Raw genomic sequence first — 21,347 nt, 5'->3', positions numbered from 1 at the left:
CGGGAACGCAGGAAGCCCCGGACACAGGCGATCCGGGCCATCCTCTCGCAGCGGCGTTCAGAGGATGGCCCGGATCGCGACTGTGGGCGCCGGGGCGATCTAGGGGTGGTGCACGTGGTTCAGAGCCACCGGGCCCTGGTCACTCGGCCGGGACGGAGTGTTGACTCCGCCCCGGCCGAGGATCGAGGCGAGCGCGATCAGCTGATCGAGCCCTTGGGGGTCCAGTCGGAGAAGCTCAGGCTGGTCGCACCGACCTTGGCCTTGTACTTCGTGACCTTGCTGCCGTTGGCGTCGGCGACCACGAACTTCGCGTTGCCGTAACGGTTGGCCGACTTGCGGGCCACCAGGACCTTGCTGCCGTCCTTGCGGATCTTGTACAGCGACACGGTCGCGCCCTCGGCGATCGACGGAGCGTCGACCTTGACCTTGTCGTCACCGTGGCGGTTGTTGCCCAGCTTGAGCCCGGCGACGATGGCCTGACGCGGGTCCGACAGGTTGAAGTTCACCGTGACCCGCCGGCTGGCGCCGGTGAGCTCCCTGCCGTCCAGGCTGTAGTCCTCGCCGTCCGCGTCGAGGCGGACCACCGTGTCGATGACCGCCTTGCCCGCCTTGGCGCCCTGGAAGACGTAGGTGGCGTCGCCGTTGCCGCCGGTCATGTCACGGCTGTTGCCCTCGCCGTCCTGCAGGTCGTCGGGACCCGAGCGGAAGAACTGGACGTTGAGGCCCTGGATCGGCTCACCGTTCTGGTCCTCCGCGTGGTAGCGGATGTGCGAGGTGTCGCCGACCTTGCGGTCCACGCCGTCCGTCGCGTCCACGGTGTAGGTGGAAGCGCCGAAGTCGACGTTGTACCAGCTGATCGTCTCGGAGCTGTCCTTCAGCGTCTTGTCGCCGCCGACCGGAGCCAGCGGCTGGCCGGCAACCCCGTCCCACGTCGCCGTCGTCGCGTTCCAGGTGGCCGAGACCGTCTGGCTCGTGGCGTCGTCCGAAGAGGCCCGCAGGGCCGGCTCGTCCTCAGTGAACTGCGAGAGGACCTCGTCCCCGTTGTCGAGCCAACCGTAGTTGTAGCAGGACTCGCCGTACTGCTTGGGGTTGCAGTCCCACGAGGTGGGCCCGTAGAGGTCCGCGACCGCGGAGTCGTCGGAGATGTGCACCCACTGGCTCACGCGGTTCGTGAACTGGTCGGTGGCCACCACGTCGAGGAAGACGTCCTCGGTGGTCGGCGCCTTGGGCAGAACGCTGACCGTCTGGTCCGACGCGTCGGAGAGCGCGACCGTCACCGAGCCCGGGTTCAGCGGCTGGCCGGACTCCCACTCCAGCGTGTCGGTGTTGTCCGCGCCACCACCCTGGACGGTGTAGGTCGAGGTGACCTGGCCGTCGTCATCGAAGCCGGTGTCCTTCTCGATGGCACCGGTGAACTGCCCGCGGCCGTCGTCGTCGGTGGTGACCTGGATCGACTTGCCGAGCATCTTCCACTCGCCGTACTCCGCGCCCTTCTTGGCGGCCGGGTCGGCCACCAGCTCGTCCTCGGACGCGGCGAAGGGGGTGAACTCACCGTGGTCGGTGGAGACCGTGAAGGTCTGGCCGCTGAGGTAGTCGCCGTCCGCGTTCGACACCCAGAAGGAGTTCGACGCCGGACGACCGGGGGTCGCGTCGCCGTCGATCAGCCGGTCGAAGCCGTCGAAGTACGTCTCGTCGGCCGCGAGCGAGCGCAGCCAGTCGACGTCCGTGGTGTCGCTGGTCGCCCCGGCCTCGTTGGCGCCGGTGGTCATACCGGAGAGCCGGCCGTCGTACTCCGCGGGCTGCGGGGTCTCCGACGGGTCGGTGAGGTTGATCGACACGGCACCTGCGGCGTTGGTGGTGTCCTTCGCCGAGGTGTTGCTGATCCGGGTGGTGCCGGTGGGCTGGACGGCGGAGACGAACGAGTCGGCTGCGTCCGCACCGTCGTAGTACTCGTAGGCGCCGGTCGCGTCGTAGTTCAGGGTGACCTCGCGACCCGGGAGCACGGACCCGTCCTCGAGCTGCAGGACGGCGTCGAAGGTCTGGTTCGCCGAGCCCGCGAGCTTCTGGGCGTTGGAGCCGTCGGCGAAGACCAGGGAGGCGTTGCCCATGGTGACCGTGATCGGCGCCATCTGCATGTCGCCCGCGGACTGGCCCGGGTTGCCGTCGCTCTCGACGTAGCCGTTGAGGGTGTACACACCGGGCTTCAGGACGCTCGGTGCCGGGATGTCGGCCTTGCCGTCCGTCCCGGTTTCCGGGGCGTCGCCGCTGCCGGCCGCCTCGGAGGGGGCGGCGCCGAACGGGTCGACGGTCCAGGTGTAGCGGACGACCTTGCCGGCCTTCGGCTGGTTCTTCTGGTCCAGGACGGTGATCGAGACCGGGGCCTCGTTGTACTCGTCGAAGTCCAGCACCGCGCCGAGCTTGGAGGCGTTGGCGGTGATCCCGCTGGCGGTGTCGTCGTAGGTGGTGACGGTGACCGAGCGCTTGTAGTCGATCGCGTCCTGGTAGCCGTCCTCGTCCGTGGTGTTGACCACGAAGTCGAAGGTGTTGCCGTCGGCGTCACCCATGACGTCGAAGACGGCCTGGCCGTTGACGTCGGTGTACTTGATGACCGTGCCCTGGACGACCTCGGCACCGTAGATCGGGGCGCCGGTGGCGTCCTTCACCGTGACGGTGGCCTTGGTGTTCGGGTTGCTGGCCGCCGGGTTGGCGTTGGCCACCGCGGCGGTCACGCTCTTGATGCTCTGCTCGACCAGCTTGACCGACTCGGCGTCGTCGCTGTCCACCATCGCCTGGACCAGGGCCTGGTCCACCGGGGTGGTCGCGTCGTCGAAGGGGTACGCACCGAAGTCGGCGGCGCCCTTGAAGGTGCGGATGCCGGCGGCGGGGGTGCCGTAGACGTCGGCAGCGCGCTCCACGCCACCGCCGGCGAGCATGACGTCCTCGGTCAGCTCGGAGGTGGTGCCGGAGATGACACCGAAGAGACCGGAGTGGTTGGTGTAGGTCGCGTTGAAGACGCGGACCGTGGAGCCGGACGCGTTGGAGATGTCGACCGAGGAGGCGTCGGCGCTCACGGTCACGTCGTTCGCGTCGGAGGCGACGTCGGCGCCGGCGCCGCTCAGGCCCTCGGCGGTGATGGTGACGTCGGTGCCGAGGAGCGACACGTCGGGGGTCCACTCGTGGGTGAACACGCCGTCGACCCGGTTCACGGTGCCGAGCACCGTGGTGGTGTCGCCGTGGGTGACGGAGTAGCGCACCTGGTCGATGCCGGCGCCGGCCGTCGACACGAGGTGGACGGTGTTGTTCACGCCGTCGTTGCGGATCGAGACCGAGCCACCGTCACCGGTGACGAGCGCCACCGTGTTGGCGGGCGACTGGTCCTCGAGAGGAGTCGCGTTGGCCGTGCCGGCGATGAACGGAAGCCCCGTCATCGCGAGTGCAGAGACGGCGGTTGCCGCCAGTCCCCGCTTCATGCCGCTGCTGGTCATGAAGTTGTTCCCTTTCAGAAAATGTTCCCCCCGCGAGGAAGACCCTCGCGATGGCTGGTGGGGAACCCTGGAGGCCCCCGGCGGTCGTCACTGAGCTTCCAGATCTCCGACCAACGGCGACGCTACGCAGGCGAATCGGACGAATCTCCTATTTGCACCGAGTAGGTGGACCTTGCAAATAAACGTCAAGTCGCCCATAACGCGGTGCCGCGGCACTAGCCTGTCGGGGCGGTCCAGGGGTTGGCCGCTGCGTCACGCACCGCTCGGGCAATCGGGCCTGCGCGACCTCAGACGAGGGGGCCTGTGATCGACGGGGGAAGCGCCAAGATCGTTCGACGCCGTGGACGCCCGTACCGTCTGCCCGAGGACCAGAGCCCGATGACACTGGTCCACGGAGGGGTCAACCACCGCGTGGCCTGGCTGCTGGCCAGCTCGCGGGTGTACGCCGAGGACGCCGCGCTGTCCCACCGGGACAAGTTCGTCCAGGCGCTCAACGCACGCGGCGTCCCCGCCGACCAGGCGCGGGTCAGCCGGTGGGAGACCGGCAACCTCTGGGTGCCGGATCGCGTCGTCACCGCCTACGAACAGGTGCTCGGCCTGGTTCCCGGCCATCTCGCCGCCACCGTGCACGGCCTGCGCCGCTCGCTGGACCCGCTCTCCCCCGGGACCGAGACGACGGCCGCGGACCCGGACCTGCTGCACCAGGAGCTCGACCAGCTCTTCGAGCACGCCCTCGGACGCGGCCACAGCTCGGACTGGCTGGCGCTGACCCACTACCTGGCTGTCCATCCCACCGTCTACCTCCGCCCGGAGACGTGGACCGACCTGTCCGACCGGCTCGTCTCCGAGCTCTCCCGAGCCACCGGCGGCGCCTTCACCCGGCGCTACGAGGCACTCCGGACCTTGATCCGGCACGACGCCGCGCAGCGGCACGTGCTCCGTTCCATCGGTCGCTTCGTCACCGACCCCGAAGCGCAGAGCGTCGTCCTGCCGCTCACCCTGCTGCAGGAGGTGACCCACCCGCGGGCCGCCGAGCTCGTGATGCGGCTGCTGAGCACCAGCTCGGGCGCTCTGCAGGAGGGCGCGGCCTGGGTGGCGGCCTCGAAGCTGGCCCGCGGTCACTTCGACGACGAGACCGAACGCCGGCTCGAAGGGTTCGCGGTCCTGATGATCGCTGCCATGCCGCGGGCCCATCGTGACGTGGACATCTTCGACGTGGCGGCCCGCCTGCCCGAGGACAGGCGCGCCCGCGTGACCGCGGCGATCCGGGAGACTCGCGCCTTTGCGAAGTTCGACACCCTCGTCAGGCAGGGCGAGGTCGTCGCCTCCGGCCTGGCCCGCGACGCCGCGGTCCAGGTGGCGCACGTCGCCCAGAAGCTGACCCCTCCGCCGTACCACATCGAGCCGGACGGCATGTTGCAGCGACTGGTCCGCGAGGCCATGTTCCACGGCCACCAGGAACGCCGCCACCAGGCCGCGGTGCTGCTGACCACATCGCGCTACCGCGCCGGCGTCGCCGCCGGGCTGGCCGCCCAGGTGCAGAGCGGCGACCCGGAGGTCGCCCGGCCGGCCTGCGGCGTGCTGCGCTACCTCGCCACCGAGGTGCAGCGACCCCAGCTGCTGTCGTGGGCCGGCGACCCGGCGCGCGAGGAGATCCAGGACTACGCGCTGATGGCGCTGGGCCGCCTGCCGCAGGGGCTGCAGCCCGCCGAGCAGCAGACGATGCTCGACCTGATCGAGGACGCCGAGCAGGAGCCGGTCCAGCTGGCGGCGGTGGGGGCACTGGGGATGTGCGGCTCACCGCACCTGCGACGGCTGGCCGACGGCGGCGACTCGCCCGCCGCCCAGGCGGCGGCGTGGTGGCTGCGGATGGGGCCGGGGATGCACGAGTCGCTGCGGCCGTCGGCTCCGAACCTGAAGAGGGCTCGGGCCACTCGACTGAACGCCGCTAGCGAATGAATGGCCCGAGCCCCGCCTCACGCTACCCGAAATGATGGCCCGCGCAGCGCAATGTCGCTATTGCCACCGATCGACCGACCTGCCGACGGTCGATCGGGCGTCGACCTGGACTATGCCTGGCTAGTCGACGGCGACCCGTTGGGCCGGGATCGGCGCCTTCTGCGCGACGAGGTGCACGGTGACGTAGTGGCCCCGGCTGCTGTACCGGCTCGCGGCCTGGAACTCCACGTGCTCGCTCTCCACGTGCAGCGCGTGCGCCTCCCAGAACGGGTAGCTGACCCGGTCGCGCCAGATCGTCTCGAGCCGCCGGGCGACCTCCGCCTCGGCCACGAGCGGGTTGAAGGTGCACAGCGCGATCACGAGCTGGTCGGGGTCGTCGGTGTGCCCCACCTCGACGTCCTCGAAGACACCGCTCCTCAGCAGCAGGTCGCGCAGCGACTGCTCGACCGACTCCAGGTCGGTATCGCGCCCCGGCGAGGCGCTTCCCTGGATGGCCGTTCGCATCCGGTGGAACTGCAGCAGGTCCATGCTCGGATGATGCCGCTCCCGGGTCGCGGTTGCCGAGACCCCGAGTCCGTTTCCTGGCGTCACGTTCCGGACCAATCTGGACGTAGTCCCACGAATCGAAGGTTAAATTTGCGGATCAACGCCCCAGCAGGCGACGACTCGCGCACCCTGCACGCGTGTGAGCGCCCGGGCGACGGGACGACGGCGGCATGGTCCGGCACGCAGCGGGCACGGTGGCCGTATGGAGCAACTCACCGCACTCGTCCTGAACTGCACCCTCAAGCCCTCCCCTCCGAGTCGAGCACCGACCTGCTGTCCACCGAGCTCATCGCCGCCCTGCGCGAGCACGACGTGCAGTCCGACCTGGTCCGGGTCGTCGACCACGACGTCCGGTTCGGGGTCACCGCCGACGAGGGCGACGGCGACGGCTGGCCGGCGATCCGCGAGAAGATGCTCGCCGCCGACCTGCTGGTCATCGCCACCCCGATCTGGATGGGGCAGCCGTCCTCGGTCTGCAAGATGGTCCTCGAGCGGCTCGACGCCGAGCTCGGCGAGACCGATGACGAGGGCCGGATGCTCACCTTCGGCAAGGTGGCCGGGGTGGCCGTGGTCGGCAACGAGGACGGCGCGCACCACGTCTCGGCCGAGGTCTTCCAGGGGCTGAGCGATGTGGGCTTCACGATCCCGCCGAACGCCGTCACCTACTGGGTCGGCGAAGCGATGCAGGGCATCGACTACAGGGACAAGGAGCCCCGCCCCGAGGCCACCGACAAGACCACGAAGGCGCTCGCGCTCAACGCGGCCCACCTGGCTCGGATCCTCAAGAGCGCCCCCTTCCCGGCGCAGGGCTGAGGGTGATGTCGATGTCACGCGAGGTCGTCAGCACCGCAGCGGCCGGCGGCGGGCGCGCGCTCGCCGCCGCCACGGCCGCGGTGGCGGTGGCGCGCCGGGCCGCCAAGCCCCTGCACCCCCGGGGCGACGTGGTCCGTGGCGTCCTCCGCAGGTCGGGTACGCCGGCCACGCCGCCGGCCTGGTGCGACGAGGCCGGCGAGGACGACGTCCTGGTGCGCCGGTCGAGGTCGCTCGGGCTGCCGCCGTACCTGCCGGACATCCAAGGGCTCGCGGTCCGCGTCCCCGTGCCGGAGGGCCACGCCGACCTGCTGTTCGCCGGCACCGGGTTCGGGCACCTGACCCGCTTCCTGCTCACGCCCAGCCGCACTCCCGGCGGCCGGCCGATGACCACGCTGCTGCCCTACCGGAGCCCGCACGGGCCGCTGCTGCTCGGCGCGAAGCACCTGTCCGCGACCCGGCTGGTGCTGCTGTGCGCGTCTCCGGCGGGGCGGTGGCAACGGTTCGGTGACCTGACGCTGGGCGACGTCGCGGACGCGGAGGACGCCGAGATCACGTTCGACCCGCTGCTGCACACGGCGCCCGGCCTGGAGAACTACCCGTGGGTGGAGCGGCTGCGCGAGCCCGCCTACGTCACGGCACGGCGTACGAGCGGTCGGCCCGCGCCGCGCTGAAGCACCCACGGGCGTTCGATGGCGCCGGGTCTGGACATGACGGTGCCCGCGGACGCATCGCGTCCGCGGGCACCGTCGAGAGAGACTCAGCTGGTCGGAGCCTGGTCCTTCACGTTCTGCGCGGAGGACTGGCCCTCCGCCTTGACGGTCTGCGCGGAGTCCGTCGCGGTGGACTTGACCTCCTGGGCGGCTTCGGTGGCCGACTCCTTGAGGTTCTGGCCGATCTCCTGGCCGGCAGACTTCACCTGGTCGATGACCGGCTGGCCGTGCTCCTGCGCCGCGTCGACGACGGCCTGGGCCGCCCGGGTCTCCTTCTCCGAAGCGGGAAGGAGCGCGGAGATCAGCATGCCGGCGCCGAAGGCCACGACACCCGCGGCGAGCGGGTTGCCCTCGGTCTTCGCCTCGAGCGTGCCGACCGCACCGTGAGCGGTGCCGGAGACCGAGCCGGCCATGTGCGAGGCCGATCCGGTGACGCTGCCGCCGGTGGAGGCGACGCCGTGCTTCGCGTGGTGCGCCTGGCCCATGACCTTGTCGCGGACCGAGCCGAGCCGGCCCCTCGCAGCGGCCTTCTGGCGCTCCACGACGCGGGACGGGCTGACCTTGTTCTCCAACTCGTCGATGTCGCGGCTCAGCGAGGCGCGGGTGGCCTCGATGTCAGCGGGGGTGGTGGTCAGGCCTTCTGTGTTTTCGCCCATTGGGCATCCTCCTTCAGAGTCTGCTGCGTGATGGGCAGCTGCGGGTTGGCTTCCTTGATCTCCTTGCGACCGCGGGCGGCGAGCACTGCGGCGACGATGCCCCAGAGCACCGCGACGATCAGCGCCGCCAGCTCGACGGGCATCACGTCGTCGAGCAGCCAGGTCAGCGCCAGCGAGAGGAAGATGAGTGTCAGCAGACCGGCGACGCCGGCGCCGCCGAACATCCCGGCGCCCTTGCCGATCTTGGTCACTTCCTGCTTCATCTCGCTCTTGGCGAGGTCCATCTCCTGATGGATCAGGGTGCTGAGGTCGGTGCTGATGTCGCCGACGATCTCCCCGAGGGAACGGGTCGAGGTCGAGGACTCAGGTGCCTGCACCGCGTGGGCGCCGCTCTGTGCGCCGTAGGTCTCCTGGGTCACAGCCGACCACCCTCGGAGGTGTCGGTCCAGGTGTTGCTCGGGTCGGCGCTGGTGGTCACGTCCGAGCCGGCCGGGTAGACCGGGTCGGCGCCCGGGGTCCCGGTGCCGGCGAGCGGGTCGCCTGCGGCGGTGCCCGTGCCGGTCAGGGTCGGGTCGTCGACCGCGCCGCTGGTGCCGGCGGCGTACCCGGTGGTGTAGGGGTCACCAGGCGAGGTGACGTCGGCGGCGTAGGTCTGGCCGTACGTCGTGCCGGTGCCGTACGCGGTGCCCGTGGTGCTGCTGCTCTGGCCCTCACGGGCCTCCTTGGCGCCACGGGTGAGCCGGCCGGCGACCACGCCTGCGGCGAGTGCGCCGAGCAGGAAGGTGCCGGGCTTGCGGCGCGCGAAGTCGCGGACGTCGTCGAGGAGCTCGCCGGGCTCGCGGTTCTCGAGGTGCGAGGAGAGGCTCTTGGCACGCTCGGCCACCTGGCGGGCGAGGTCGGCGGCGAGGCCTTCGCCGTTCGCGGCCATCGACCCGAGGTCGTCACCGAAGGTACGGGTGGTCGAGGCGAGCTTGTCCTTCTGCGAGCGGGACTGCTCCTCGACCTGCGAGGTGGCCTGGTCGATCAGGCCGTGCACCTGGGACTTCGCCTCGGACGCGACGTTCTTCGCCTCGTCCTGGGCGACGCCGGCGACGTGCCGGCTCTCATCCTTGGCGGTGCCGGCGGCCTGCTTGGCCTGGTCGGTCTTGCTGTCGGACGTGGTCCCGTACGGGGACGCCGTCGTCTCACTTCCGGAGAAGTCAGTGGTGCTCATGTGTCCTCCTAGTTGGGGCAGGACGCCTACGTACCCAGCGGTTCGGCAGACATGTCACCTCTTTCGACCGCCTTGTCCTCGTCCCGGCTCAGCCATGAGGCCACCGCCACGTCGGTGCTGCTGTGTGCGACGACGGAGAACAGCACCGTCACGCCCACCAGCACGAACACCTCGCCGGCGTCCTGCATCCCGCTGAACAGGACGATCACGGCGTAGGCGACGCTCGCGAATCCCTTGGGGCCGAACCACGCGACGGCCAGCTGCTCCTTCATCGTCAACCGGCTCCCGACCATGACCGCCATGACCGGCAGCGGTCGGGAGACCAGCAGTACGGCGGCCGCCAGCACGAGCCCGGCGATGCCCGCGTCCACCAGCAGCTCGCGGTCGAGCAGCGAGGCGAACGCGATCAGCGCGGCGCCCTTGGCCATCTCGCTCACCAGCTCGCCGGTCCGGCGGAAGGAGTCCGAGGCTGTCGGACGGATGGTGGCCACCGTCGAGCCCGCGACGAAGGCGGCGAGGAACGAGTTGGCGTGGGTGAGCTCGCAGACGCCGTACAGAAGCAACGCCAGGGCGAGCGGTCCGAGCGGCAGCAGTGACGGCACGGCTCCGACGCCCGGCAGCCGGAGCACGGAGACCACGGCGATCGGGATCACGACGCCGAGCGCGATCCCGACCAGGACCTCGAGGACTAGGGTCCAGGGCTCGGTGCTCCACTCCTCGGGCGTCCCACCCGCCAGCCCGACGAAGACCAGCACCGCCGGCAGGGCCAGACCGTCGTTGAGGCCGCTCTCGATGTTGAGCATGTGCCGCACCCGCTGTGGCACGTCCTCGCGGCCGACCAGTGCGGAGGCGAAGACCGGGTCGGTCGGCGCCAGCACCGCTCCGAGCACCAGGGCGGCGGGCCACGGCAGCCCGGCCACCCAGTGACCGAGCGCCGCCACGATGGCGAACGTGAGCGGCATCGCCACCAGCAGCGCGCGTGTCGGCGGTCCCCAGTTCCGCCGCAGCACCCGCAGTGGGGCGTGCTGACCGTCGGTGAACAGGATCGCGAACAGCGCGATCTCGGCCGCCTTCTCCGCGGCCTTGCTGGAGACGTCCACCACCCCGAGCCCCAGCGGCCCGGCCACCATGCCCACGACCAGGAAGACCAAGGTCGTGGACAGGGCGCTGCGGGAAGCCAACGACGAGGTCAGCACGGCAAGCAGCAGCGCGATGGCGAAGGTGAGGACGAGGGCTGTCACGCCCGCTCTCCTACCCCTCCTGCGACCTCCGGACGCGTGGGGCAGCAGGCGGTGCCGCTCCGCTGCCATGCCCGCGTGTAGCCCGGCACCGGCTGGGTACCACCACTCACATGGGACTTATGAGAACTGCCGTCATCGCCGGGGTCGCCAAGAAGGTCTACGACGAGGCCCGCAAGCCGGAGAACCAGAAGCGCATCCAGCAGGCCGTCGGCTCGCTGCGCGCCCGACGCAACGGGACCGCTACTCGAACGGCTCGCTGACCCGGAGGCACCACAGGCCTCGCCCCCGCCGTCCCCTCCTCCCAGGGGACGGCGGGGGCTTGCTGCGCCCGTTTACCCCGCTCCCGTTGAGGCATCGGGCGCGGTTCTGCGACGGTCGGGGAAAGCCCGCAACGTCGGATCGGCCCGGATCGGGCCCTCGAGGGCGCATACTGGAGTCGATGAAGCCACGAACCGCTGCCCAGCAGCGACACCTCGCCAGCAGTCCCTTCCAGGCGAAGCCCGAGCCGACGATCGAGCAGTTCGCGGTCGGCGACCGGGTCACGCACGACAAGTACGGCCTCGGTCGCATCCTGGACAAGGAGGAGGAGGCGGTCACCGTTGCCTTCGGTGACCAGCAGATCCGCATCACCAGCCCGTTCCACAAGATGACGAAGCTGTAGGACCTGGGCTCCGTCCTCGGGCCGCCCGACTAGACCGAGCGTTCGAGCGGCTTGGTCGTTCAGCCTGCTTCGGCAGGGTATGGCGGGGTCGGGAAAGTTCCCGGCTTGCGGACCGGAATCGTCACAGCGTCCCAGATGTCTAACTCGCCGACTCTGGGGCACAGTGAATAGGGTGACCGCCCTGCAGAAGAAGCCCGGCAGTCAGGTGGCCCACCTGACTGCAGCAGACATCGAGACCCTCGGCCGCGAGCTCGACGCGATCCGCCAGTCTGTCATCGACAGCCGCGGTGAGCGCGACGCGGCGTACATCAGACGCGTGATCGACGTCCAGCGCAAGCTCGAGCTCTCCGGCCGCGTGATCCTGCTGGCCAGCAAGCTGCCGCCGGCGTGGTTCCTCGGGACCGCCTGCCTGGCCGCCGCCAAGATCCTGGACAACATGGAGATCGGCCACAACGTCCTGCACGGCCAGTGGGACTGGATGCGCGATCCCAAGATCCACTCGACCACCTGGGACTGGGACCACGCGTCGCCGCCGGAGCAGTGGAAGCGGGCTCACAACGTCACGCACCACACCTACACGAACATCCTCGGCAAGGACAACGACCTCGGCTACGGCATCATGCGCGTGGACGAGGACCAGCCCTGGACCCCTCGCTACCTCGTGCAGCCGCTGTGGAACTTCATCAACGCGTGCATCTTCGAGTACGGCATCGCGATGTACGACCTCGACCTCGGCGAGCACCTGCGCGACAAGCGCAAGCTCAGCCCCGAGATGCGCGGGCGCCTCAAGCAGACCCTGACCAAGGTCCGCAAGCAGGTCGTGAAGGACTACGTCGCCCACCCGGTGCTCTCCGGCCCGTCCTGGCGCAGCACCCTCACGGCGAACCTCACGGCCAACCTGGTCCGCAACGTGTGGAGCCACAGCGTGATCATGTGCGGGCACTTCCCCGAGGGCGTCGAGACCTTCGAGCAGAACGCGCTCGACGAGAACGAGACCAAGGGCGAGTGGTACCTCCGGCAGATGCTGGGATCGGCGAACATCTCCGGCAGCAAGGCGATGCACCTGATGAGCGGGAACCTCTCGCACCAGATCGAGCACCACCTCTTCCCCGATCTGCCGAGCAACCGCTACCGCGAGATCGCTCCGAGGATCCAGGCTCTCTTCGAGCGCTACGGGCTGACCTACCACGCCGCGCCGTTCCCGAAGCAGGTCGCGAGCGCCTGGCACAAGGTGCTGCGGCTGTCGCTGCCGAACGGCTGGCTCGAGGAGACCACGCTCTCCAACGCCCCGCGCCAGGTCCGGAAGCTGTTCCGCAAGCGGGCGCCGCAACCGGTCGAGGCGCAGGCGTCCTTCCGGCCGGCGGCACTGATCGCCGCCTCGATGTGAGACGTCGACCCTCGTCGAGGATTGTGAGGCGGATGACACCCCTCGGGTGCCGCTGAAGCGGGTTCGCCGACGTACTGTTGCCGGCGGCGCTCCCGCTCCCGTCCTCCCCCGAACGGTGCAGCGGGAGCCCTCTTCTTCTGCCGGCCCTCGTCGGCCGGTCGGTCCGGGAACATGGGAGGTCCCAGGTGCGGCCAGCCAGCTCGCTTGACCTCCTCGTGCCCGTGCGAAGCCGTCCGGGCCAGCCGTGATGCATGACGACGAGATCCCCGTCGACGTCGCTCTGGTGCGCCGCCTGGTGGCTCGGGCGCTCCCGGCGTACGCCGACCTCGACGTCCGCGCGCTGGAGGCGTCCGGGTCGTCGAACGCCCTGTTCCGGCTGGGTCCGGACCTGCTGGTGCGCCTGCCGCGGCAGCCCGGGGGATCGGCCATCATCGCGAAGGAGTCCCGCTGGCTGCCCGTGATCGCGGCCGGCCTCTCGGTCGCGGTTCCCGGCGTGCTGACGGTGTGCGAGCCCGACCTGGGCTACCCGGAGCGCTGGTCGGTGACCCGGTGGATCGACGGGCAGCTGCCGAGCGTGATCACCGAGGACGGCTCGCCGGAGCCAGCACGCCATGCCCTGGCCCGTGACCTCGCTGCGGTGGTCACCCAGATGCGCGAGATCGCGGTCCCGGAGGAGGCGGTGCGCGACGACGCCCTGTCCTGGTACCGGGGCGGTCCACTGCCCGACCTCGACGCTGACTTCCGCGAGGCGGTCGAGGCAAGCAGGCGGCTGCCCTGCCTCGACCTGGACACCGACGCCGCGCTGCGGCTGTGGGACACGGCGCTCGCCGCCGCACGCGACCGGGTGCCGGTCTCCGGCTGGTACCACGGCGACCTGCTGGCGGAGAACCTGCTCGTCCGTGGGGACCGGCTGGTCGCCGTCCTCGACTTCGGCGGACTGGCCGTGGGCGACCCGGCCGTCGACTGCATCGCAGCGTGGGAGCTGCTGGACGCGGAGAGCAGGGCCACGTTCCGCAGCCAGGTCGGCGCGGACGACGCCTCCTGGCTGACGTCGATGGGTTGGGCGCTGCTCATCGCCTTCGTGACCTTCCCCTACTACTGGGAGACGATGCCGGCTCGCTGTGCCAGCCGTCGGGCGATGGCGCAGGCGGTGCTCGGCGAGCTGTAGGACTCCGGGCCACGCGTCCGACGGCCTAGCCTGCACGCATGGAGATCTTCGTGGCCGGTGAGCGAGCGCTGCTCGAGGGGCTGCTCGACGTGCAGCGGGAAGAAGTCGGCCGGCTCCTGTCCGGGCTCGACGACGCATCGGCCCGCGCTCGTCTGGTCCCGTCGTTGACGACTCCGTTGGGCCTGGTCAAGCACGCCACGTTCGTGGAGAAGGTGTGGCTCCACTCGCGCGTGGCAAGGGTGCCGCGCGACGAGCTCGGCCTGCCGGGCACCGTCGACGAGAGCTTCGTCCTGGAGCCCGAGGACACGGTCGGGTCGGTGAGCGCGGCGTACCGCGCCGCGTGCGAGCGCTCACGCGAGGTCGCCGCGGCGCACGACCTCGACGAGCAGTTCCCCTGGCACCGGGGACCGGTCAGTCTGCGGTTCATCTACGGGCACATGATCGCCGAGCTCGCCCGGCATGCGGGCCACGGCGACATCCTCGTCGAGCAGCTGAGCACCGCCACGGACCCCCAGGACCGAGCTGCGACATAGCCGTATTTTTCGGAAAAACCAGACACGGATGTCATCCTTACCTACCGTTGCGGGACACGGCGCCGCCTCCACGTGGCGCACTCTCGGAGAGATCCCCATGCCTGCAACCAAGAAGCTCGCTGCCGCCTGCGCGGCTGCAGTCGTCGCATCCACCCTGGCCATGACCGGCGCCGCCACGGCGCACACCACCGGCATCCACGACAACTGCACCAACCTGAACAAGAAGTGGCCCCACGGCGTGGGCACCCGCGGCGCGGTCGACAAGACCAGCGGCACCAAGGTGAAGAACTTCTACCACAACAACAAGGCCCACTGGGCGGCTGAGAACCACAACGGCACCCTTGACCGCGACAACGACCGGATCGCCTGCGAGAAGGCCTGACCCAGCCTGCATGTCGGTGGCTGCACCTGAAGCACGACGCGCACCGACATCCACTCAGAGGACCCATGAAACGCGTCGTCACCGTCCTGCTCACCCTGCTCCTCGCCAGCGTCGGCCTGGGCGTCCTCGGGGCGCCGGTCGCGTTCGCCGGGGCTTCCGGCGAGCGGGTCAGCAAGCGCCTCTACCGCGCGATCGAGGAGCTACCGAAGGCGCCGGAGGTGCGCCGCGGGTACGACCGCAGCAAGTTCCGGCTCTGGGTCGATGCCAACGGTGACTGCCAGGACTCCCGGGACGAGGTGCTGGCCGCCGAGTCGTTGGTCGCCGTCTCGGGCTGCGACATCCAGACCGGCAGGTGGCGCTCCTACTACGACGGGGTCACCACCACCGACTCCGGCTCCTTCGACATCGACCACCTGGTCCCCCTTGCCGAGGCCTGGGACTCCGGCGCCCGCCGCTGGAACGCCGCGACCCGGCAGCGGTACGCCAACGACCTGCGCGACTCCCGGACCCTCGTCGCGGTGACCGCCTCGTCGAACCGGTCGAAGTCCGACCGTGACGTCGCGGAGTGGATGCCAGGGCAGGGCCGGTGCCGGTACGTGCGGGAGTGGGTCGCCGTCAAGGTCCGCTGGCAGCTCACGGTGAACCGCCCCGAGAAGCGAGCCCTGCGACGCTACGCATCGGGCTGCGCGAACCGCAGGATCACCGTCACCCTTGCCCGGGTCGGCACGCAGTCCGGCCCCGGCACCGGCACCGGGCTCGACCCGCAGTTCGCCACCTGTGCGGACGCGATCGCCGCCGGCTACGGCCCCTACGTCCAGGGCCAGGACCCCGAGTACGACTGGTACACCGACGGTGACAGCGACGGCGTCGTCTGCGAATGACGCTGATCGCCATCGAGTTCGAAGGCAAGCTCCAGACCGTCCTGGAGGCCGGCGACCGAATTGCCCTAGTACGCGTGGGCTAGCGTTCCCGATATGACCTTGAATCACGTACGACGAGGAAGCGGCAGCCCGCTGTTGCTGGTGCACGGTCTGGGCGCTGGCTGGCGGTCATGGTCCCCGATCCTCGACGCACTGGCCGAGCACCGTGAGGTCATAGCCGTCGACCTGCCGGGGTTCGGCGCCACACCGCCGCTGACCGGCGAGGTCTCGATCGCCACCCTGACCGACTCGGTCGCGGACTTCATCCGCGAGCAGGGTCTGGACGGGGTCTCGACCGTCGGCCAGTCGATGGGCGGCCGGATGGTGCTCGAGCTCGCGAGACGGGGTGTCGGCGGCGACACCGTCGCGTTGGACCCGGGCGGCTTCTGGAGCAACCGCGAGCTCGTCGCCTTCGGCGCCACACTGCGGCCGTCGATCGCCTTGGTCCGAGCGCTGCGAGGCATGCTGCCCTCGTTGCTCGGCAGCCCTGTGGGAAGGACTCTGCTGCTGGCGCAGCTGTCGGCACGGCCCTGGGCGCTCTCGCGCGAGACCGTGCTGCCGGACGTGCGCGGGCTGGCCGACTCCCCGTCGACCGGCGCTGCCCTGGACGCCCTGACCAAGGGGCCCAAGCAACAGGGAGCCCCGGCCGGCACCGTGCCCGGCCGGGTCACGATCGGTTGGGGGCGTCGTGACCTGGTGACCGTGCCGAGCCAGGCCGCCCGCGCAACGGAGCTGTTCCCCGACGCGGCGCTGCACTGGTTCGAGCGGTGCGGTCATTTCCCCCAGTGGGACGCACCGCACGAAGCGACCCGACTGATTCTCGACAGCACCGATTGAGGCTGGCAGGCGCACGACGTGCTCCTGCCCCACGCCTGGCCCGAACGCGCGGATTCACACGTTGAAGCGGAACTCCACGACGTCGCCGTCCTGCATGACGTAGTCCTTGCCCTCCATGCGGACCTTGCCGGCCGCCTTGGCAGCGGCCATCGACCCCGCCTCGACGAGGTCGTCGTAGGAGACGATCTCGGCCTTGATGAAGCCGCGCTGGAAGTCGGTGTGGATCACGCCGGCCGCCTCGGGAGCCGTTGCTCCCTTGGGGATCGTCCAAGCGCGCGACTCCTTGGGCCCGGCGGTCAGGTAGGTCTGCAGCCCCAGGGTGTCGAAGCCGACCCGCGCGAGCACGTCCAGTCCCGGCTCGTCGACGCCCATCTCCTCCAGCATCGCCCGGGCCTCGTCGTCGTCGCCGAGCTCGACCAGCTCGGACTCGAACTTCGCGTCGAGGAAGATCGCCTCGCTCGGCGCCACCAGGTCGCGCATCTTCTGCTTGAGGTCCTCGTCGGCGAGCTCGTCGGCGTCGCAGTTGAAGACGTAGATGTAGGGCTTCGCGGTGAGCAGGCTGAGCTCGCGCACCAGGCCCAGGTCGATCTTGGTGGCGATGATCGGGGTGCCCGACTCCAGCGCCTCCTTGGCCTCCTTGGCGGCCTCGAGCGCGGCGACGTTCTCCTTCTTCATCCGCGACTCCTTCTCCAGCCGCGGGATCGCCTTGTCGACCGTCTGCAGGTCGGCCAGGATCATCTCGGTCTGGATGGTGGAGATGTCGTTGGCGGGGTTGACCTCGCCGTCGACGTGGGTGACGTCCTCGTCGCGGAACACCCGGGTGACCTGGCAGATCGCGGCCGACTCGCGGATGTGGGAGAGGAACTTGTTGCCCAGGCCCTCGCCCTCCGACGCCCCCTTGACGATGCCGGCGATGTCGACGAACTCCACGGTCGCGGGCAGCTTCTTGGCCGACCCGAAGATCTCCGCGAGCTTGTCCAGCCGCGGCTCAGGCACTCCGACCACGCCGACGTTCGGCTCGATCGTCGCGAACGGGTAGTTCGCCGCGAGCACGTCGTTCTTGGTCAGCGCGTTGAACAGGGTCGACTTGCCGGCATTGGGGAGCCCGACGATTCCGATGGTGAGTGCCACGGGCGGCGAGTCTACGGGCCGGGCGGGGTCCCCACCCAATCCGCGACCGGGGCCGCTACAGCTGGACCAGCGCGACGTCGCGGAGCACCAGCTCGCCGGCCTCGTCCGAGGCCGCGAGGTCGACGGTCGCGGTGACCCGCCAGTCGTGGTTGCCGGCCGGGTCGTCGACGATCTGCTGGACCTGCCAGGCCTCCGGGCCGGTCTCCACGAGGAACAACGCCGGCCCCCGGGCGTCCGGACCGGTGCGGATCGAGCCGTGCTCGGCGAAGTACGCCGCCAGCGCCTCGCTCCAGCCGGGGCCGTCGAGCTCCTCCAGCTCGTGCAGCGCGTCCGTGCTGAGGCGGGCGGCGAGCTCGACCCGTCGGAACATCGCGTTGCGCACCAGCACCCGCAGCGCCCGCGGGTTCGATGTCAGCTTCGGAGGTGCGGGCGGCTCCAGGGCGTCCGGCGGCACCGGGACGACCGTGGGGTCGCTGAGCGCCTCCCACTCGTCGAGCAGGCTGGAGTCTGTCTGCCGCACGACCGCGCCCAGCCACGCGACCAGGTCGTCGAGCTCGTCGGTGCGCACCGAGTCCGGCACGGTCTGCCGCAGCGCCCGGTAGGCGTCGGAGAGGTAGCGGAGCACGAGCCCCTCGGAGCGGGACAGCCCGTAGGCGGCGACGTACTCGGGGAAGGTCATCGCCTGCTCGTACATGTCGCGGACCACCGACTTCGGCGACACCGGCGTCTCGGTGATCCATGGGTGGGTGCGCGCGTAGATGGCGTACGTGGCGTCCAGCAGCTCCTGCAGCGGCTTGGGCCAGGAGACGTCGTCGAGCAGCTCCATCCGCTCGTCGTACTCGATCCCGTCGGACTTCATCTCCGCGACGGCCTCGCCGCGGGCCTTGAACTGCTGGGCCATCAGCACCTGCCGCGGGTCCTCGAGCGTGGCCTCCACCACCGAGACCACGTCCAGGGCGTACGTCGGCGCCTCCGCGTCGAGGGTGTCGAAGGTGGCCAGGGCGTACGTCGACAGCGGCTGGTTCAGCGCGAAGTCGGCCTGCAGGTCGTCGATCAGCCGGCACCTCCGCCCGTGCGCGTCGTCGGTCTGCACGACCAGCCCGGCCGCGAGCAGGCTGCGGTAGTGCGCGACCGCCCGCCGCACCAGCCGCACCTGGTTGCGGCCCTCCTCGTGGTTGTCGCGCAGCAGGTGCCGCAGCGCCGAGAACGCGTCGTCGTCGCGGGTCAGCACGTTGAGCAGCATCGAGTGGGTCACGCGCATCCGGGAGACCAGCGGCTCCGGCTCGGCCTCGACGAGGCGGTCGAACGTCGCCCGGCTCCAGGTCACCTGCCCCTCGGGGGCCTTCTTGCGCTGCACCCGGCGCAGCTTCTTCGGGTCGTCGCCGGCCTTGGCCACCAGCCGCGCGTTCTCCACGATGTGGTCCGGCGCCTGCACCACCACGGTGCCGGCGGTGTCGTAGCCGGCGCGGCCGGCCCGGCCGGCGATCTGGTGGAACTCCCGGGCCTTGAGGACCCGCTGCCGGTGCCCGTCGTACTTGGTCAGCCCGGTCAGCACCACGGTGCGGATCGGCACGTTGATGCCGACCCCGAGGGTGTCGGTGCCGCAGATGACCTTGAGCAGGCCGGCCTGGGCGAGGGTCTCGACGAGGCGGCGGTACTTCGGCAGCATCCCGGCGTGGTGCACCCCGATGCCGTGCCGGATCAGCCGGGACAGCGTCTTGCCGAAGCCCGGACCGAAGCGGAAGCCGCCGATCAGCTCGGCGATCCGGTCCCGCTGCTCCCGGGTGGCCACGTTCACCGAGGTCAGCGCCTGCGCGCGCTCCAGCGCCGCGGCCTGGGTGAAGTGCACGACGTAGACCGGCGCCTGGTGGGTGGTGAGCAGCTCCTCGAGCGTCTCGTGCAGCGGGGTCTCGGCCCACTGGTAGCTCAGCGGCACCGGCCGCTCCATCGAGCTGACCACCGCGGTGCTCCGGCCGGTGCGACGGGTGAGGTCGTCGCGGAAGAACGAGACGTCGCCGAGGGTGGCGCTCATCAGCAGGAACTGCGCCTGCGGCAGCTCGAGCAGCGGCACCTGCCAGGCCCAGCCCCGGTCGGACTCGGCGTAGAAGTGGAACTCGTCCATCACCACCTGGCCGACGTCGGCCGAGGCGCCCTCGCGCAGCGCCTGGTTGGCGAGGATCTCCGCGGTGCAGCAGATCACCGGCGCGTCCTTGTTGACCGCGGCGTCGCCGGTGAGCATGCCGACGTTCTCGGGCCCGAACACCTCGCAGAGCGCGAAGAACTTCTCGCTGACCAGCGCCTTGATCGGCGCGGTGTAGTAGGTGCGCTCGCCGCGGGCCAGCGCGGTGGCGTGCGCCGCCGTGGCGACGAGGCTCTTCCCGGACCCGGTGGGGGTCGACAGGATCACGTTGCTGCCGGTGAGGACCTCGAGGAACGCCTCGTCCTGCGCCGGGTAGAGCGTGATCCCCTGCTCGCCCACCCAGGTGGTGAACACGTCGTAGAGCGCGTCCTCGTCGACCGTGGCGTTCCGGGTCCCCGCGGGCGGCCTGGGCAGGCGGTCGAAGAGCGTCATAGACCGCCCATCATCGCGCACCGGCACGAGTGTCGGCGATCCGACCGCCCGGACGCGGTCGCGTCGGTACGGTGCAACGGTGAGGGGCGCGCTCTCGACACGCATCCACCGGGCGGTCGAAGGCCTGACGCCCGGCTACTTCGCGCTGGTCATGGCCAGCGGCATCATCTCGGTCGGGCTGCGCCTCGAGGGGTTTCACTTCCTCTCCTGGGTCCTGCTCGCGGTGTGCGTGGTGGCGTTCGTGGTGCTGCTCGCGCTGACGGTATGGCGCTTCGCGTCGTACCGCGCCGCGGTCACCGAGGACTTCATGGACCCACGGCGGGCGTTCGGCTTCTTCACCTTCGTGGCCGGCACCAACGTGCTCGGCGTCCGGCTCGGGCTCGAGGGCCTGCACTGGCTCACCGGGCTGCTGCTGGTGGTCTCCGGCTGCACCTGGCTGGTGCTGGGGTACGTCGTGCCCTGGACCGCGGTGCTCGGTCGCGAGGAGCGTCCGGTCGTCATCACCGCAAACGGCACCTGGTTCATCTGGGTGGTGGCCTCCCAGTCGGTCGCCGCGGCCGCCGCCACGCTGGAGCCGGTCGTCACCAGCGGGCGCCGGGAGCTGGCGGTCCTCGCGGTGATGTCGTGGTCGGTGGGAGTGATGCTCTACGGCGCGGCCGGGCTGCTGGTGACGCTGCGGCTGATGCTCTACCCGTTCGGTCCGGAGGACCTGACGCCGCCGTACTGGGTCTCGATGGGGGCGCTGGCGATCACCGTGCTCGCCGGGGCGCGGATCGTGGAGATGGCCGACGCCCCGATGGTGCACGTCACCCGCGACCTGATCGCCGGCCTCGCGGTGGTCTTCTGGGCGTTCGCGACCTGGCTGATCCCGGTGCTGGTGGTGGCCGGCTGGTGGCGCCACGTGGTGCGCAAGGTGCCGCTGCGCTACGAGGCGACGCTGTGGAGCATCGTGTTCCCGCTCGGGATGTACGCCGTCGCCGGCATCTACCTGGGCCGCAGCGACCACCTGCCGGTCGTCGCCATGATCGGCCGCGCCGAGCTCTGGGTCGCCCTCGCCGCCTGGGCGGTCGTGCTGGTGGCGATGCTGCGACACGTGAGCCGCACCGTCGTCCGGGCCTGAGCCCGCGCCGGGT

20 protein-coding genes are annotated in these 21,347 nt (G+C 70.4%); 12 read left to right on the top strand and 8 right to left on the bottom strand.

The genetic code is table 11. The annotated features are described in order from the left end of the window. Window positions 1-197 precede the first annotated feature (197 nt). Window positions 198-3,485: an RHS repeat domain-containing protein gene (locus H9L09_RS14185; RefSeq protein ID WP_187577539.1), complete on the bottom strand. Its 3,288-nt coding sequence runs from the start codon at window positions 3,483-3,485 to the stop codon at window positions 198-200. 378 nt (window positions 3,486-3,863) lie between these two features. Here H9L09_RS14185 and H9L09_RS14180 point away from each other — a divergent pair, with 378 nt between their 5' ends. Continuing rightward, entirely contained in the window at window positions 3,864-5,444 is a 1,581-nt protein-coding gene (locus tag H9L09_RS14180; RefSeq protein WP_187577538.1) for a hypothetical protein, read from the top strand. A 120-nt stretch (window positions 5,445-5,564) separates the two neighbouring features. Here H9L09_RS14180 and H9L09_RS14175 read toward each other — a convergent pair whose 3' ends face one another. Continuing rightward, on the bottom strand, window positions 5,565-5,972 hold the full coding sequence (locus tag H9L09_RS14175; RefSeq protein ID WP_187577537.1) for a hypothetical protein: 408 nt from the start codon (window positions 5,970-5,972) through the stop codon (window positions 5,565-5,567). A 330-nt stretch (window positions 5,973-6,302) separates the two neighbouring features. On the opposite strand from H9L09_RS14175, the gene H9L09_RS14170 reads away from it, so the two are divergent. After that, the gene (locus H9L09_RS14170; protein WP_246456023.1) at window positions 6,303-6,803 is read left to right on the top strand and encodes a flavodoxin family protein; all 501 of its coding nucleotides are present in this window, start codon (window positions 6,303-6,305) and stop codon (window positions 6,801-6,803) included. Between the two features lie 11 nt (window positions 6,804-6,814). Beyond that, window positions 6,815-7,474 carry a hypothetical protein gene (locus H9L09_RS14165; protein ID WP_223164053.1) on the top strand — a complete coding sequence of 220 codons (660 nt, stop codon included), beginning with the start codon at window positions 6,815-6,817 and terminating at the stop codon, window positions 7,472-7,474. Between the two features lie 86 nt (window positions 7,475-7,560). On the opposite strand, the gene H9L09_RS14160 is transcribed toward H9L09_RS14165, so the two are convergent. From H9L09_RS14160 to H9L09_RS14145, 4 genes are read right to left on the bottom strand one after another with little or no spacing between them, the layout of a single operon-like run. Further along, window positions 7,561-8,169, bottom strand: a complete 609-nt coding sequence (locus H9L09_RS14160; RefSeq protein WP_187577536.1) for a DUF3618 domain-containing protein — start codon at window positions 8,167-8,169, stop codon at window positions 7,561-7,563. Next, window positions 8,145-8,588: a phage holin family protein gene (locus tag H9L09_RS14155; protein ID WP_223164052.1), complete on the bottom strand. Its 444-nt coding sequence runs from the start codon at window positions 8,586-8,588 to the stop codon at window positions 8,145-8,147. Before H9L09_RS14155 ends, H9L09_RS14160 begins: the two co-directional genes overlap by 25 nt. Continuing rightward, window positions 8,585-9,382 carry a hypothetical protein gene (locus H9L09_RS14150; protein ID WP_187577535.1) on the bottom strand — a complete coding sequence of 266 codons (798 nt, stop codon included), beginning with the start codon at window positions 9,380-9,382 and terminating at the stop codon, window positions 8,585-8,587. Before H9L09_RS14150 ends, H9L09_RS14155 begins: the two co-directional genes overlap by 4 nt. Window positions 9,383-9,408: 26 nt before the next feature. Continuing rightward, the gene (locus H9L09_RS14145; RefSeq protein WP_223164051.1) at window positions 9,409-10,623 is read right to left on the bottom strand and encodes a cation:proton antiporter; all 1,215 of its coding nucleotides are present in this window, start codon (window positions 10,621-10,623) and stop codon (window positions 9,409-9,411) included. Window positions 10,624-10,742: 119 nt separating this feature from the next. Here H9L09_RS14145 and H9L09_RS14140 point away from each other — a divergent pair, with 119 nt between their 5' ends. The 8 genes from H9L09_RS14140 to H9L09_RS14105 all read left to right on the top strand — a co-directional run bounded on the left by H9L09_RS14140 (window position 10,743) and on the right by H9L09_RS14105 (window position 16,511). Then, window positions 10,743-10,883 carry a hypothetical protein gene (locus tag H9L09_RS14140; RefSeq protein ID WP_187577533.1) on the top strand — a complete coding sequence of 47 codons (141 nt, stop codon included), beginning with the start codon at window positions 10,743-10,745 and terminating at the stop codon, window positions 10,881-10,883. A 179-nt stretch (window positions 10,884-11,062) separates the two neighbouring features. Further along, complete coding sequence (locus H9L09_RS14135; protein ID WP_187577532.1) at window positions 11,063-11,284, top strand: hypothetical protein; 222 nt, start codon at window positions 11,063-11,065, stop codon at window positions 11,282-11,284. Between the two features lie 172 nt (window positions 11,285-11,456). Continuing rightward, on the top strand, window positions 11,457-12,671 hold the full coding sequence (locus H9L09_RS14130; RefSeq protein WP_187577531.1) for a fatty acid desaturase family protein: 1,215 nt from the start codon (window positions 11,457-11,459) through the stop codon (window positions 12,669-12,671). A 247-nt stretch (window positions 12,672-12,918) separates the two neighbouring features. Further along, complete coding sequence (locus H9L09_RS14125) at window positions 12,919-13,839, top strand: aminoglycoside phosphotransferase family protein (RefSeq protein WP_187577530.1); 921 nt, start codon at window positions 12,919-12,921, stop codon at window positions 13,837-13,839. 38 nt (window positions 13,840-13,877) lie between these two features. Next, entirely contained in the window at window positions 13,878-14,372 is a 495-nt protein-coding gene (locus tag H9L09_RS14120; protein ID WP_187577529.1) for a DinB family protein, read from the top strand. 97 nt (window positions 14,373-14,469) lie between these two features. Then, entirely contained in the window at window positions 14,470-14,754 is a 285-nt protein-coding gene (locus H9L09_RS14115) for an excalibur calcium-binding domain-containing protein (protein ID WP_187577528.1), read from the top strand. Window positions 14,755-14,819: 65 nt separating this feature from the next. Next, window positions 14,820-15,635, top strand: a complete 816-nt coding sequence (locus H9L09_RS14110; protein ID WP_187577527.1) for an excalibur calcium-binding domain-containing protein — start codon at window positions 14,820-14,822, stop codon at window positions 15,633-15,635. 93 nt (window positions 15,636-15,728) lie between these two features. After that, entirely contained in the window at window positions 15,729-16,511 is a 783-nt protein-coding gene (locus H9L09_RS14105; protein ID WP_187577526.1) for an alpha/beta fold hydrolase, read from the top strand. Window positions 16,512-16,565: 54 nt separating this feature from the next. On the opposite strand, the gene ychF is transcribed toward H9L09_RS14105, so the two are convergent. Continuing rightward, window positions 16,566-17,642 carry a redox-regulated ATPase YchF gene (ychF, locus tag H9L09_RS14100; RefSeq protein WP_187577525.1) on the bottom strand — a complete coding sequence of 359 codons (1,077 nt, stop codon included), beginning with the start codon at window positions 17,640-17,642 and terminating at the stop codon, window positions 16,566-16,568. Between the two features lie 55 nt (window positions 17,643-17,697). Continuing rightward, window positions 17,698-20,214 (bottom strand): DEAD/DEAH box helicase, encoded by a 2,517-nt coding sequence (locus H9L09_RS14095; RefSeq protein WP_187577524.1) that lies wholly within the window; start codon window positions 20,212-20,214, stop codon window positions 17,698-17,700. Window positions 20,215-20,293: 79 nt separating this feature from the next. On the opposite strand from H9L09_RS14095, the gene H9L09_RS14090 reads away from it, so the two are divergent. Then, entirely contained in the window at window positions 20,294-21,334 is a 1,041-nt protein-coding gene (locus H9L09_RS14090; protein WP_246456022.1) for a tellurite resistance/C4-dicarboxylate transporter family protein, read from the top strand. Window positions 21,335-21,347: the final 13 nt, after the last annotated feature.

It is taken from the genome of Nocardioides mesophilus (assembly GCF_014395785.1).
In the GTDB taxonomy this organism is placed as follows: Bacteria; Actinomycetota; Actinomycetes; order Propionibacteriales; family Nocardioidaceae; genus Nocardioides_B; species Nocardioides_B mesophilus.
This window is presented reverse-complemented; position numbering and strand designations above follow the sequence as displayed.